Origin of the sequence: Fibrella musci (genome assembly GCF_041321105.1) — a bacterium.
GTDB lineage: Bacteria > Bacteroidota > Bacteroidia > Cytophagales > Spirosomataceae > Fibrella > Fibrella musci.
This window is the reverse complement of sequence record NZ_JBGGWD010000005.1, coordinates 284,365-299,672: the sequence shown is the minus strand read 5'-3', so window position 1 is coordinate 299,672 and position 15,308 is coordinate 284,365. Positions and strand designations below refer to the sequence as shown.

Annotated in this window: 9 protein-coding genes; all 9 read right to left on the bottom strand. The window is 56.1% G+C overall.

Going from position 1 to position 15,308, the window contains the following annotated elements; all coding sequences use genetic code 11:
• Nucleotides 1–109: 109 nt before the first annotated feature.
• On the bottom strand, nt 110–1,897 hold the full coding sequence (locus ACAW74_RS17615; protein WP_370699532.1) for a class I mannose-6-phosphate isomerase: 1,788 nt from the start codon (nt 1,895–1,897) through the stop codon (nt 110–112).
• Nucleotides 1,894–2,844 (bottom strand): ROK family protein, encoded by a 951-nt coding sequence (locus tag ACAW74_RS17610; protein ID WP_370699531.1) that lies wholly within the window; start codon nt 2,842–2,844, stop codon nt 1,894–1,896. The genes ACAW74_RS17615 and ACAW74_RS17610 overlap by 4 nt, the downstream gene beginning before the upstream one ends.
• Nucleotides 2,845–2,850: 6 nt before the next feature.
• Nucleotides 2,851–4,065, bottom strand: coding sequence for a glycoside hydrolase family 76 protein (locus ACAW74_RS17605; RefSeq protein ID WP_370699530.1), 1,215 nt, complete (start codon nt 4,063–4,065; stop codon nt 2,851–2,853).
• A 45-nt stretch (nt 4,066–4,110) separates the two neighbouring features.
• Complete coding sequence (locus ACAW74_RS17600) at nt 4,111–6,471, bottom strand: GH92 family glycosyl hydrolase (RefSeq protein WP_370699529.1); 2,361 nt, start codon at nt 6,469–6,471, stop codon at nt 4,111–4,113.
• A 34-nt stretch (nt 6,472–6,505) separates the two neighbouring features.
• Nucleotides 6,506–7,717, bottom strand: a complete 1,212-nt coding sequence (locus tag ACAW74_RS17595; protein ID WP_370699528.1) for a glycoside hydrolase family 76 protein — start codon at nt 7,715–7,717, stop codon at nt 6,506–6,508.
• Nucleotides 7,718–7,808: 91 nt separating this feature from the next.
• On the bottom strand, nt 7,809–8,927 hold the full coding sequence (locus ACAW74_RS17590; RefSeq protein ID WP_370699527.1) for a SusE domain-containing protein: 1,119 nt from the start codon (nt 8,925–8,927) through the stop codon (nt 7,809–7,811).
• Between the two features lie 18 nt (nt 8,928–8,945).
• Complete coding sequence (locus tag ACAW74_RS17585) at nt 8,946–10,577, bottom strand: RagB/SusD family nutrient uptake outer membrane protein (RefSeq protein ID WP_370699526.1); 1,632 nt, start codon at nt 10,575–10,577, stop codon at nt 8,946–8,948.
• 21 nt (nt 10,578–10,598) lie between these two features.
• On the bottom strand, nt 10,599–13,739 hold the full coding sequence (locus ACAW74_RS17580; RefSeq protein WP_370699525.1) for a SusC/RagA family TonB-linked outer membrane protein: 3,141 nt from the start codon (nt 13,737–13,739) through the stop codon (nt 10,599–10,601).
• Nucleotides 13,740–13,815: 76 nt separating this feature from the next.
• Nucleotides 13,816–15,243 (bottom strand): sugar porter family MFS transporter, encoded by a 1,428-nt coding sequence (locus ACAW74_RS17575; protein ID WP_370699524.1) that lies wholly within the window; start codon nt 15,241–15,243, stop codon nt 13,816–13,818.
• Between the last annotated feature and the right edge of the window lie 65 nt (nt 15,244–15,308).

Below are 15,308 nucleotides of genomic sequence, written 5' to 3'. Positions count from 1 at the left end.
GAACGTGGCCTAAAAAGTGATCCGTAGCGGCATACCCATCAAAACTTCCTTCGCTGCCTGTGCATGGCGTTTTGGCGGTATATCGCTGCGGATCACGTTCCGTCGGCGCCTACTTTAGCGTCTGACCGTGTAGCTTTTCTGTTTGTATGTAAGCTTTCAACGTACCTATTTCCTGGCCTTCGCTCAAGCCAAACGGCCTGATGGTGTAGGAGCCTACCGCGGCCGGTACAATGAATGTCTCGGCATAGTGAACCACGAAAGGAGCGAACGTACCTGATGGACTTTCGACGACGGCTTCCTCGCCTTCGATCAGGTTGATCACGTTCACGACGCCCTGCGTATGGTGCGTGACCGTCGATGAAAACCAGTGCCGGCGGGTTTCGATAAATGAGTCTTCGTCAAGCCCCGTACGCTCTTCCCGCCAGCCATCACCGCGACCAATCTCCTCGATTTGGTTGAGCAGGTTAGTCTTCGTCCACCCGGTTGTGCGGTCCCACTGAATGTTGTTTTTGCCGTGTTCCAGCGAAATGGGGCGGGGCTTGCCGTCTAATCCCGTTCGGCCCCAGTCCCAGAGCTTGAAGGTGAAGTTGAAGGGCGTCGCGCTGATTTCGAGCACCACGCTGTTCGCCCCCGAACAGTGAACCGTACCGGCGGGAATCAGGGCGTGGTCGTGCTTTTTTATTGGCCACTTTTCGACGTACTTCTCGGCGTCGAAATCGACGCCGCCGCGCTGCGCTTTTTCCAGATCACCGATCATTTCGGCGGGGTTGATCGCTTCCTTCAACCCCAGATATACACAGGCATCCTCTTTGGCTTCCAGAAAATAATAACTCTCATTCTGGGTATAGCCCATGCCGAACTTCTCGCGCATGTACTCGTGAAGTGGGTGGACCTGTAGGCTGAGATTGCCCCCCTCAATGGTGTCCAGAAAGTCGAACCGGATAGGGAACTCGGCACCAAACGCCGCAAATACATCCTCGCCCAGCAGCTCGACCGGGTGACTGAAGACCACGTCGATAGACGGAATTTCAACCGTCTCGCCGTCAAAATTGTACAGCAGGCTATTTTCTTCGGGTACGCAATCGAACCCCCAGGCGTAGTTAACCGCCGACCGATCCAGATCGCAGACTTCTTTCAGCCACTGACCGCCCCAGGGGCCCGGATCGAAGAACGGCACCACCCGGAAGGGGCGATGAACGGTAAGCGCCATGGCTTTGCGCAGGGCCGATCCGCTGATCAGTTTAGGCGTTCCTTCGAGGGTGGTGTCGACCAGATAATCCCAGCGCTCCATGTACTGCTTTTTGTGGCGATCCAGCACCTTCCAGTCCACGTAGAACGCCCGTTTGTACAGGTAGGCAAACGCCGCGTCGGCATTCTGAGCCCCCAGATTTCCCACCCGGTTCTTCCTGAATCGAAGCTGAATCTCCCACCGGGGCATATCGGCGTACAGCAACAGATCGGGTTGGTCGACGAACAGGGCGGCCCCCACGCCAACGACCAGCACCACGCCTTCCGTAACGGCCTGAATCGTTTGCCGGCACGCCGCCAGTTTCGTCTCGTCGAAAAAGGTCGGTAGTTCAAACGGGCAAACGTACCCAAACACCGGATCGTCGGTCACGAAGTCGTCGACGAGAGCATCGATTTCGGACTGGCTACGCAGGGCCTGGCTCGTTTCCACGATCGTCAGCTGCTCTGACAGGGCGCGCAGGCCAGCGATCATCTCATCGGTATACACGCCCAGGTACGTGTCTACGGCCACGATGGTTTTGGCTTGACCGGCAGGCCGAATGCTGTCTCGCAGGACTGAAACGATGGGCTCCCAACCCGTAGTGCAGGTCTCCCCGTCTACGGCAATGCTGGGAAATTTGTCGAAAATGGATGGTGTTAAAACGTTCATATATCCAGGTTGTATGCTAAAGTGGCGACGCCCAGCAAGGCTGCGGAGTCGGATAAAGAGCCGGGTACAACGGCCACGTTGCCCCAGGTTGCCCAGGCATTCTGGTTCAGACGCGCCTGAATAGGGGGGATGATCGCGTTGCGGCTGGCCATAACCCCTCCGCCCAAAATCAGGACTTCCGGGTCATACGCCTGCACCAGGTTGTACGCGCAGGCGGCCCAGGTGTCTACGCTTTCGTTTCGCAGCGTGATCGCCAGCGCATCACCCTGTTGGGCACAGCGGAACACGGCTTCGTAGTCAACGGCATCATACTGGCCAAGTAAACTTTGTGGGTACGTTGCGTGGGCAGTTGCCCGCTGATTCAAACTCCAGGTCGACGCTTCAGCCTCGGCGCAGCCAACCGTGCCGCAGTTACATTGGTTACCGTGGGTGTTGATGACGACGTGCCCCCCCAGAATGCCCGCCTGAAAATGCTTGCCGCGCAACAACCGACCTTCGATCACCGCCGAAGTGCCGATGCCCGTGCCGAGCGTCATCAGGACAACGTTGTCGTAGCCCTTCCCGCTGCCGTGCTGCCATTCGCCGAGTAGGGCAGCACGAGTATCATTCTCTAGATACAGCGGTAAACCCCAGGTCTGACTAGCCCAGGCAGTCAGATCAAGTTCCGGCGCATCACCGTATTTGCCATTGATTGTCAGGACTCGTTTGTCCATCGGGTCAACAATGCCCGGAATGGCGATGCCCACGCCGATCAGATCAGCAGTAGACAGCTGTGCTTCCGCTAACATCGTGTTGATGGCGGTTTCAAGCTGAGGTAGCCGGGCCTGTAACCCCTGACCTGACTGCGAATCCATCTGGCTCGTCAACAGGATGGTACCGGCTCTGATAAGCCCCAGTTTGATACGGGTACCTCCCAGGTCGATGGCGATGACCGCTTTTTCTGCCATGTGGGTTTATCGTTTTGTTTCGCGTTCTTTTTCCAGCAGACTCAATCGCGCATATAATTCGGCGATGCAAGCCTGGTCCAGCAACCATTTCGGTTTGGCCAGCTCCTTAGGGTCGGGCATCCAGCTATGCGTGACCAGTCCGTATTGGTCGCGGGAATGCTGCCAGGCATAGTCGAGACTTTTCCTGATCCTGGCCACGTACTGATAATCACCATTGACCCGGTACAGCGCGTCGTAGCCTCTGAACAGCACCGTAACAAACCAGGGCAGGTCGATCTGAATGGCCATTGGAGCCGGATGCGGCCGCTTTGCGAAGTGCACAAACGAATCCTTCGCCAGCTGTTCGGCCTGGTTGAGGTATTGCTTATCACCGGTAAACTGGTAGAGCAGTACGGCCGCTTCGAGCATGGAGCCGGAGTTATAGGTATAGAAAACCCGGTTCAACGCACCCGTGGCTTTGCGGTCATTGGCGTACACACCGGTTGAGTCGAGCAGGCTGGCGTGCATCCAGTTGTAAAATTTCTGGCCCCATTGCAGGTAGTAGGGGTCTTTGGTGCCCTGATACAGCTTTAGCGCGGTGAGGGTCGCCATCCCGTTGGAGCAGGCCGGTTTCTGATCGCGATGCCCCTCCAGCCACGTTACGCCACCGCCCAGCTCGTCGTCCCAGCCGCTGAGAATGAACGCAAAAACGGTTTTTGCCCGCGACAGGTACAACGGATTCCGGGTGTTCAGGTAGGCCTCCATGTAGTCGATGCCCACCAGCCCGTTGTCATCGTAATACCGGTCGGCTTTTTCAAACTGAACCGGATACGCCTGATAGCCAACGGGCGAGCGGTTCGTGTCGCGGTAGGTTTCCATCCCGGCCACCAGGCTGTCCAGATAGCGCAGTTGCGTTTTACGCTCCGACGGCGTTTTTAGCAACACATTAGTCGCCGAAAACAGGCCGGAAAAAGGCCAGAGAAAACTGACCGCTTTTTCCTTGACGCCACCACCCTGCATGTACGTCAGCGAATCGGCCTGATTCGACGGGTAGTTCTCGGAAAACAACCCGTAAGCAGGTACCCGGTATCGATTCCATACGTTCTGGTAGCTTTCCCGAGCCCGGCTCAGGTAAACAGCCGACGGTTTCGGCGATTGACCCAGCGCCGGCTGACCCGCACCAAACCCGCTGATTACCGATAGCCCGACAACGTACCTGGCCCATTTTTGACTTAAACGCATACGTTATTTATGATTTGTTGAGCATAGTCCCCTGTACCGCTACCCTTATTGGGCCGAAGGCGGGGGCGTCTGACTTCCCCAATTCGTGTTGGGCTGGCTGCCCATCACAAAGGTGAGTTTGCCGCCTTTCATCAATTCATCGCGGTAGAGCCAGCAGTTCGACAGGGCTTTCCCGTTGAAGGTGGCCGACTGCACGTACACGTTCTGGGCGGAGTTGTTTTTGGCCTCAATCTGTAGTTGTTTGCCATCGCCCAGCCGGATGGTGGCCCGGTCGAAGACGGGGCTTCCCAGCTCAATGACTGGTCGTAGATCCGTAAACCCTTTGACGTCGAACAGGCCAAGGGCGGCCATCACGTACCACGAACCCAACTGCCCCTGATCTTCGTCCTGCCCATAGCCGTAGCCGTGAATGGGTTCCGTGCCGTAGAACTCGTCGCAGATGGCGCGCGTCCATTTCTGGGTAAGCCAGGGCTTTTTCGAGAAATTAAATAACCAGCTGATGTGCAGGTTGGGCTGATTGCCGTGGTTATAGATCGATTTGATCCCGGCAAACGCATCGATCTCTTTACCACCCCCAAAGCCATTTTTCTGCGCTGTCGTGAAGATGCTGTCGAGCCGGTTGTTGAAGGTGGTTTCGCCGATGGCCTCAATCAGCGCCTTCGGGTTCTGCGGCACAAAAAAGGTGTATTGCACGGCATTGCCTTCCTGAAAACCACGCCACGGTTCATAGGGATCGAACTTGTCAATGAACGTGCCATCCGCCTTTTTGGGCCGAACCAGTTTCTGACTCGGCTCATACAGCAACTTCCAGCCATTAGAAGCCTTCATGAACTGCTGATAGTCGGGTTGTTTGCCCATCGCTTTGGCCAGTTGGGCGGCCGCAAACGCGCTGAAACTATATTCCAGCGTGTGGGAAGCTGAAAAGTGCGAACCCGTCGAATCGGTTTTATCGGCGTCGAGGTAGGGAACGTACCCACGCTTCACAAAGGCTTCTACGTCCAGTTTACCCGACCCCACGGGGCGATTACGCCCGTTAAGTTCGTTGGCCCGGATGGCCTGATAAGCCAGGTTGGTATCGTAATCCCGGATGCCCGCTTGATACGCCCCGGCAATGGCCAGCCCGACGAAATTAGTGCCCACACCCGACACAAAGTTGCTGTTGGCAATGCCATCGCCAAACCAGCCACGCTCTTTATAAACGGCCAGTTGGGTCTGTACAAAATCAGTATACCGTTCGGGATAAGACAGCGCCCATAACTGGGTCAGATTCCAGTAGGCGCCCCAGATGGCATCGGTGTTGTAAAAATTGTAGCTGAATTTCCCGTTTTTGTCGCGGGGCAACTGGCCAATCCCACCGTCGTGCCGGGGAAACGAGCCGTTTACGTCGTTGGCGATACCACGACCCAGCAGGGCATGGAACAGGCCGGTGTAGAATTTCACCTTGCTGGTTTCATTCCCCACTACGGCCAGCTTGCCCAACTCGGTTTGCCACGTTTCCTGCGCCTGCTTTCGGGCTTTCTCAAACGTCAATCCGGTTGCTTCGGCCTCAAAATTTGCTTTCGCGTTGGCGATCGAGGTGTAGGACAGCCCCACTTTCAGCTCGATGGCTTCGTTGACGGTGGTCGTGTATTCCAGGAAAAGTCCGGCTCCCTTTCCTGTCGCTTCGCGGCTGTTGGGTCGAATGCCACTATCCGAAAAGGCGCCGACCGACCGGGGTTTTTTGCTCACTTCTCCCCAGATATACATCGACACCTGCCCGTTCACGTCGTAGGTCTTCACGTATTTTGGGTACGTTGTCACGGAGCCTTCGAAGTGGGTATCGTCGGTCATCCGGATAGCTGCGGTCCGCACGTCGCCGCTTTCGCCCTGCACATTGCCAATGTCCAGTAGCACCCGCGACTGGTCGTTTTTGGGGAATGTATACCGGTGGAAACCGACATGGCTGGTCGCGGTGAGCTCGGCGGTAATCTGGTAATCGTCCAGTAAGACTTTGTAGTAACCCGGTTCGGCCACCTGATTCTTGCGATCGAACCGCGACCGATAACCGCTCGTGGGGTTTTCAAGAAGGCCGGGTTTTACGTTCAACTCGCCCGTGGTCGGCATGACGCTTACGCCACCCACCTGCCATTCGTGAAAGTGCACAAACCCTTCAATGGAATTATGCCGGGTATCGTAGCCTACTGCTTCCCAACCCTGATTATTGCCGTAGTGACCGTTGGTCGACGGAGCCAGTTTGGCCATGCCGTGGGGTACGGCTGCGGGCGTGTAGAAGAACCAGCGGCTGTGGGCTGTGCCAATGTTGGGATCGACGTACCGGAGCACGTTGGGCCGCTTTACCGCGCAGGACGTCAGCAGGGCAATGAGGATCAGTGAAGGAAAAAGGGTGATGCTTTTTAGGTATTTCATTCCAGAATAGATTGAATGGAGGCTGGTTAACGGGTTATCTATAGGTGGACAGCATCGCTTGCAGGCGTTGCATCCAGGCCACATCGACGCCTTCGATGTTGGTATATCGTCCGGCACCGTCCAGACCGGCAAACTGGTAGTAACCGCCTGAATTGGGATCCCTCAGGACTGTATTGATGGCGTCGATATTGCCTTGGGCATACCCCAGCCACGACGCGTTTTTATCCGATTCGTACAGCTTGATCATCGCCTGTGATCCCCACCCGCACCAGGCGGGGCTGATTCGGCGGTCGCTCGTATTGAAAATGTAAACGTTATGCGTTTTATCCCACAGTGTCCGGTTCATGGCAGTGCCCAGCGCCTGCGCCTTCACCTGATACGACGGGTCTTTCATAGCCTCTGCATACAACAGAAAGGCTTCGACCATGATCGCGTTATCGTAGGTGAATTTTTCGGTGAACCGCTTGCCCGACTGATCAATCTGCCAGACGAACAGGCCGGTGCTGCTTTCGTACAATTTATTCGACAACCACTTGTCAACGGCCGTCGCCCAGTCGCGGTAAACCGACTCGCCGGTGATCATGTACAAGCGCGTGAATAGCTGCATCGCCAGCCCGTTGGACTGGGTTGGCTTCACAGTCTTGGCCGTGTTCCACCAGAAACCCCCGTCGAAAGTGTTATCCCAGGTGCCGCTTTTGATCAGCCAGTTGGCACAGGCCTTTGCTTTGTCAAGGTACGTCGTTTTCTGGGCTCCGGTGCTGACCTCGTAGGCGTCGAGGTAGATGACGCCCGACAGCGAATTGTCGTCGATGTATTGCAGCGGATCGGAGCCTTTGCCGGTACCATCAATGCGCACGAAAGCAAAGTAGCCACCGTTGGGGCTGGCGTCGTCCCAGAAGTGGCTCATCCAGTTGAAGCTATCGTTCATGTAGGTCGCGTACGTCGTGTCGCCCCGCTTCACCATGGCGGCATCGGCGTAGATCTGGCTCACGTTGTACCACTCAAACGCGGAGTTGGGGTCAGTGGTCGTGTTGACCCGGTAGCTCTTGTAGGGCGTCAATAAATTAGCCAGCACGTAGTCATGCGTTTTCTGGGCCGTCGTCAGGTACCGCGACACGGTCGGGCTGGGTACGGTAGGCTTGGTTGTGTCTGGTCCACCGACGGGGACGGGTTGCTTGTCATCACAGGCGGAAAAGAGGGTAACGAGTACGATGAGATAAAGCCCAGTGAAAAAGAGACGGTTCATAACGGGAGTCGTAAACCTGTGCCAGCTACGCTACCGCAGCCGGCACAGGGGGTGTTGGAAGCGAATCAACAGCGTGCTGGAAAACCCGCGCTTATTTCAGCACGGTCACCTGGTGGCTGTAGGGGGTCGTTGCCCGCAGGAAAAGGTCGACTTTCACCTTTTTCAAATCGGCCGACGGATCGAATTTGTACGTATTGTCCCACTGGGCGTTGGAAACCGGCTGGAGATAGAAATAAGACGCCGGGGCTCCGGCCGGGCTGTTGTTATTCACGTTCGAGCTACCCATATACTCTATACCGGTGGCGGTGTGAATGGCAAATTTGTAGCGCTCATCCCGGCCCCACGAAAACTGATAAAACTCGACAGGGATACTGGCGGCTGTCCAGGTACCGTTGCCGGCATAAGCCAGCGTGCCGATTTCCTTGTTATAGGCCGACATGAACAAACCAACCGACTGTATTTCGGTCGCCTGGGTAGAGGCTATGTTAAAATCATACCGCAAGCGGTACGTTTTCGCCGGACCGGTCAGGGTTGTGCGCGAGTTGCCTTCCCGGATGGTGTCGTTAGCCACGTAGTACTTCTTGCCCGCGCCCGTCTGCTTATCCGTCAGGTAGTACGTACCGGCCTTCAGGGACGTATAGACCTCAAAGATGCCCGCCTCTACTTTTTTGAACCGGACACTTTTGGTTACGTCGTCGCCTCCTTCGGTAGCCGTGCCGGTTAAGTACAAGCTGTCGGGAAGCTCGGTGAACCCGGCGGGTCGGGTCATGGTGAGTACGCGGGTGGACGTACCTGCCTGCCGATTGAAGGCAACCGACGCCAGTACGGTCCATTTGACGCTTCCCGTTGACGAAGCGCCTATGCCGCCCAGAGCCGCAATCTTCTTCAGGTCATTGTGGCTCAGGGTCAGCTGTGGCTGTACCCCCAACCCGTCGGATACGGTCTTGTAAAAGGGCTTGCTGAAGTCGCCATCGGTTTTGTCGAAGGCCACCTCGTAGAGCACCCCTTCTGCCGCCTGGGTCGGCTCCCATTTAAACTGCACACTGGCGGGCGTAGTGGGTTCCAGCTTGACGCTGGCATTGTTGGCGGGGGCCGTCAGGGTGCTGACGGGTGTAACTGCCGGGTTCAGTTCCCGAACCGTCTGCTTGCAGGATCCGATTGATAGTAGCGCGAGCAAGGCCACACCACCATAAGTGAACGCATGTGTCATTGGATAGGAAGAATACGGTTAGAAACCAGGATTTTGGGTCAATGCCTTGTTTAAATTCAATTCTGAGGCGGGCAACGGCCACAGGTAATTTTTAGTCTTGTCGAACTGACGACGTTGCGCCCGGATATAGCCGTTGTCGATTGACGGGTCACCGAATTTGGCCCCGTGGGCGTAGCCGTTGAGTACCGTCTCCGCGATCTTCCACCGACGGATGTCGTCAATCCGTAGCCCTTCCATCGCCAGCTCCGCCCGGCGCTCCCGCCGGATGATCTGCGTCAGATCGCCGCTGGTGGGGAAGTTCAGGGCCTCCGTGCTGGTGAAGCCCGCCCGTTGCCGGAGTGGCCGAATCGTTTTGTCCCACACATCGGCCGTCAGTTGTCCCAGGCTCTGTTTGGCTTCGGCATACATCAGCAGCACATCGGCATACCGGATCAGGTGCAGATTCAGGCCCGATGCGAAACCGGCCAGGCTGTTGGGATCGTAGTATTTGCGCCAGTAGTAGCCCGTAGGCGAACCCTGCCCATTCAGCGTGTACTCATTCAGGGCGGGGCGGACGGGGTCTGAGCCGGGCTTGATGTAGATAATCTGGGTGGTCCCATCCGCGTTGCGCCAGACGTACTGGTCATAAACGACCGTCGCCGTCAGCCGGGGGTCACGATTGGCGTAGGGCGTGCTTTCCGAATAACCCGAACCCGCTTCGGTAATGCCTTTGCCGTTGAGCGTGACGTACTCGTTGACCAGTTCCTGTGTGGGGGCCAGTCCGTTGGTACGGGCACCGGCTGAACGAGGGGCGAAATCGAAGTACTCCGACCAGGTACGTAGGCCAGGTACGTATTGCAAGGCCAAAATCGACTCATTACTGGTTTTATTGACCGTCGGGCTGCTGAACAGATCGCTGTAGTTGGCCGCCAGGCCGTACTGGCCGTTGGTGGCCTGGTCGTTGATCAGCTTTTCGCACAGCGTCACGACCTCGGCCATCCGGTTGCCTTCGTAGAGCAGCACGCGGGCTTGCAGGGCCAGAGCCGCCCCTTTCGAAATCCGGCCGTTATCGGCGGGCGCGTAGGTGTCTTTGGCCGGGAGCAGGGTGGCCGCCGCCGTCAGTTCGTCGGTAATAAATTTCAGCACCGTAGCCCTTGGCGAGCGGGGAATCACTTTGGCCTCGTCGGGCGTCAGGTCGCGGTCGAGCAGGGGTACGTCTCCGTACCATTTCATCAGGTTGAAGTGATGCCAGGCCCGCACGAAACGTACCTCACCCTTCATCCGCGACAGGTCGGCCGCCGACAGCGTCGTGTTCTGATCGACATTGGCCAGAAAGATGTTGCAGGACTTAATGCCCTGGTAATAAAAGGCCCAGTCGTTCTGGATTTTCGGCAGCGTCGAGGTGAAGCTACCGCTGGCGATGGCTTCAGGGTTGCCCGCGCCCGATCCCTGGGCCGTGTAGGCGTTATCCGACAGCGCTTCGTTGTAGAAGTACAACGTGCTGGTATACATGCCGCTGTAAATGTTGTTCAGGGCATTGTTTACGTTCTCGCTCGTGGTCCAGAAATTGAGTTCGGTGAAGCGATTGACCGGGGCAATATCTAAAGGCCCGCATCCGGCGACCATGAGAAGCACGACGCCCAGGCTACCTAGCTTTTTGAGAAAATTCATGATGAGTAACAGGGTAAAGGGTTAGAAGCTGAGGTCAAGACCAAACCCGTAAAAAATGGGCAACGGATAACTACGGGCGCTGTTTGACGACGACCCCAGGCTGAGGTTGTTGTTGAACTCGGAGGTTTCCGGATCAATGAATTTGAGGGGCGAGAGCGTGATCAGGTTCTGACCGATCAGCGATACGCGCAGGCGTTGAACGCCAATTTTCTGGGTCAACGTACCTGGCAGGGTATAACCGATCTGCACGTTTTTCAGGCGGGCGTAGGCGGCATTGTACCGATACACATCCGAGCCGTATCGCCAGTTGTTGGTGTTCGAGGGCGAGCCAATAGCCGCCAGCCGGGGGTAACGCGCATTGGGGTTGGTGGGCGTCCAGAAATCCGTCTGGTGTTCATACATGGTCGCGCCGTAATTGTAGTGGAACGGCTCAACCTCCTCACCCCGCAGCATGACATCGCGCTTGCCCACCCCCTGAATAAACAGGTTCAGGTCGAAGCCTTTTACGGCGAGCCGGTACGTAAAGCCGAAAGTGTAGCGGGGAAACGGATTGCCCAGCACGATTTTATCGTTGTCGTCGATTTTGCCATCCTTGTTAAAGTCGGTAAACTTCAGGTCGCCGGGGCCGACCACAACGCCATCCGGTTTAGGTGAATTATCGACGTCAGTCTGGTTCTGGAAGTAGCCGTTTGTCTGATACCCCCAGTACTGTGTGATGGGCTGTCCCACTTTCCGGATGAACCCAAAGGCGTCGACGTTGGCAATCTGCTGATCGGATCCGTAGGTCAGCGCCAGTAAGGTATTCTGGTTATCGGCCAGATTCACACTGAAGCTTTGTTTAACCGTGTTGGTGTTCAGGTTATAGGTAGCACTGACTTCCCAGCCTTTGTTTTTAACCTTGGCAACGTTAAAGTCGGGGAACCCAGCCCCAAACAGCAACGGAATGTCCTGCCGGCTGTACAGAATATCGCTGGTTACCTTGTTGAAATAATCGAGCGACACGGTCAGCTTGTTTTGCAGAAAACTGGCATCGGCTCCCACATTCAAGATGGCCGATTTCTCCCAGGTCAGGTCCGGGTTGCCGAGGCTGAAGCCCGCCCCACCGACCACTGCATTGTTGAAACCGTAGGCGTTGGCGTAATTGAAGTAGTTGGTCTGGTACTGATAGGCGTTTACGTTCTGATTGCCCACCAGCCCGTAGGAACCCCGTACTTTCAGGTTGTTGACCACGTTCTGCGATTTCATGAACGACTCTTCGGAGAGAATCCAGGAGCTGGCCAGCGATGGGAAAAAACCCCAGCGTCGGCCCGAAGCGAATTTGGATGAGCCATCCTGCCGGAAATTACCCTCTACGAAGTAGCGGTCTTTAAACGAGTAGTTGACCCGCCCAAACACCGAGCTGATCCGCGTTTCGGTCGTGTTGGTGTTGCTGTTGTAGGAGTTGACCGGGTCGAGAATCGTCCCGGTGGTGGGCGTACCCAGAGCCGGATCGGTCAGCGTTTTCTGCAACTGGAACCCATTGGACCGATAGTACTCGTCGGAGGCGCCCAGCAGCACTTTGATGCTGTGATCACCGATTCGCTTGGTGTAGTCGGCGAATACCTGCGAGTTGAGCAACGAGTTTTTGAAGCTGTTGTCAAACACGGTGCGGTCGTTACCATACACGCCGGTTGGGTAGTTATTGACCTGTAACCGGCGGAAGTAAGCGTTGTTGGCGTTCAGCGTTCCGCCAAATATGCCCGTGAGCTTCAGGTCGTTGGTGATACTCAGCTCAGCGTTCAGGTTGGCAAAAAACTGGTCGTTGTCAGACTGGTAATAGCCGCCCTGTTCCAACACGCTCTTCACGTTATACTGCGACGCCACCGGGTTGGTCAGGTAGCGGCCCTCCGCATCCTGAAAGCTGTAGTTCAGGGGGACCCGGTCGGCATCGGCAAAAATGACCCAGTCGGCATTACTGTGCGACTTGTTCTGCGATTTGACGTAGTTCAGAATCGTGTTGACCCGCAGCTTGCCAATGACCGATAGCTGGTTCAACCGCAGGTTGTATTTTTTGTAGCCATACGACGGGCCAACAAAATTGCTGCGCTGATCCTGAAGCCCCGCTGAGATCAGGTAACTGCTGTTGGCCCCACCGCCGGTAATCGATACATTGTGTAACTGTTGCGGCGCATTTTGTAGAATCGACTGCCGTTCCCAGTCGCCGTTACCCTGTGCTTTCAGCGCCTGAATGTCATCCGGCGTGTAGATGGGCGGCAGCCCCGAGTTGATCAGCGACAGGTTTTTGTAGTAGGCGTTATCCCACGCATTGACTTTTTTCAAACCGACATAGGGCGACTGCATGCCGTAGCTGCCGTTGTAGGTAATCGTGGCTTTCTGGTTCAGCTTCCCGCCTTTGGTGGTGATCAACAGGACCCCGTTGGCAGAGCGCGAACCGTAAATCGCAGCCGAACCGGCATCTTTCAGGACCGATACACTCGCAATGTCGTTGGGGTTGAGCAGGTTGATATCGCCACCAATGATCCCGTCGATCACAATGAGCGGTGTGTTGTCGCCTAACGTACCCAGCCCCCGGATATTGATGTTGACACCACTGCCCGGCGTAAAATTGGTCTGTTGAATAATCAGGTTGGGCGATTCACCTTGCAGAGCCTGCAACACGTTCGTTACGGGCTTGCCTTCGATACTCTGGGCTTTGATCTGATCAACGGCGCCCGTAAGAGACAGCTTGTTCTGCTGACCATAGCCGACGACCACGACTTCATTGAGCGATCGGCTTTCGTCAGGCTTCAGCGTTACATTGACGGTACGCTCCTGCCCAATAACAACGGTCTGACTCGTAAACCCGATGTATGAGAACGCGAGGCTACGCCCGACGTAAGCATCCGGCAGCGACAGTCGGTATTTGCCATTTTCGTCGGTTGTGGTGCCCTGGGTAGTGCCAACAACGCTTACGGTGGCACCCGGTAAAGGCTTCTGCTGGTCATCGAGTACCTGACCGGTAAGCTCAATGTTGAGTAGGACAAACGACGCTGGCCTGCCAGTAGACGGCAAGGCGAGCCCATAGCTGCCACTGAGCAGAAGAAGTAACAAGGCAAGGAGCGATCGCTGCCTGCCCCATGAGCCGATCACGGGACTTAATCGGGGATGTATTGAACTGTTCATGCGACGAGAATTGGTTTAGGCAAATTCAATGAACTGTTGAGAGATGAATACATGGGAAACGGGTAAGGGAGAAGCGCTACAGCGTGGGGGTCTTGGCCAGGTCATGGGTGTCTTTCCAGTACGCTTCGATGGCTTCCAGCGAACGGCCTTTGGTTTCAGGAATCAGCTTCCAGGTGAGCCATAGGGCTGGAGAGCAGCATACTGCAAACAGCCAGAATGTCCAGGCAGAACCCACTTCCTCGAGCAGGAAGGGTGTTAGCTGGCCGACCAGAAAGTTGCCGATCCAGAGCGACAGCGTGGCCAGGGCCATGGCTTTGCCCCGTATGGCATTGGGGAAGATTTCGCCAACGACGACCCAGCAGACGGGGCCGAACGAGAACGCGAAACAGGCAATGAAGGCCAGAATGAACAGCAGGATCCAGGGGCCCGACGAGACGCCCATCTGGAAGAGCGCCCCGATGATCAGCAGCGACAGCACCGCCCCGCCTACACCCACATAGAGCAGGGGTTTACGGCCCCATTTATCGACCGTGAAAATGGCGACGAACGTGAAGGCGACATTGACTAGTCCAATGGTTACCTGACCGCCTAGCGCATTATTGAGGGTGAAGCCAGCCTGCTCCAGAATTCGGGGGCCGTAATAGATGACTGCATTGATGCCACAGACCTGCGATAAAAACGGCAGGAGCAAACCGATCCACAGAGCCCGGCGGTACGTCGGTGTAAAGAGTTCGCTCAGGTCACCCTGGCCATCGTCGCCAGCGGCAGTAAAGGCATCGATCTCTTTCTGAGCCGAAACCGGGCCGTCAATCCGGGTGAGTATGGCCCGCGCCTGTTGTTCCTTCCCTTGCAGCAGCAGCCATCTGGGCGACTCGGGAACAACCAATAAGGCAAGCAAGAAGATAGCCGCCGGTACAGCCCCCAGCCCCAGCATGCCCCGCCAAACCTGGGTTGATAAGATAAGGTCCAGGTCTTCACTACCGGCATAGTCACCCGTATGGCTGGCCAGATAGGCATTGGTGAAATACGCGATGACAATACCGATGGTCAGGGCCAGCTGATAGAGGGACACCATCATGCCCCTATAGCGGGGCGGAGCAAATTCAGAGATATACAAGGGCGACACCATCGAGGCCACACCGATGCCCAGACCGCCCACCAGCCGGAAGCCAATCAGTGTAGCGAACGTTGTCGAGAACGTGCAGCCGATGGCCGAGGCCAGAAACAACACCGCCGACAGTATCTGTACCACTTTGCGACCATAGGCGTCGCTCAGTTTGCCCGATACACTAACGCCCACGATACACCCCAGCAAGGCGCAACTGACAAACCAGCCTTCCTGAATCGCGTCGAGTGAAAAATCGGCTTTAACCAGCCCCACCGTACCCGAGATCACGGCGGTATCGAACCCAAATAGGAAACCACCAAGCGCCGCTACCAGACAAACCAGGTACAGGTACGTGTTAGTGGTTTTTGTCAACTCTTGATCCAGTTGTATAGCCATCTGTATTGATGCTGAGGAGCCGCCGCTGCCAGCCGCTCGACGTTGTGATTGAGTGAAGAAATTGT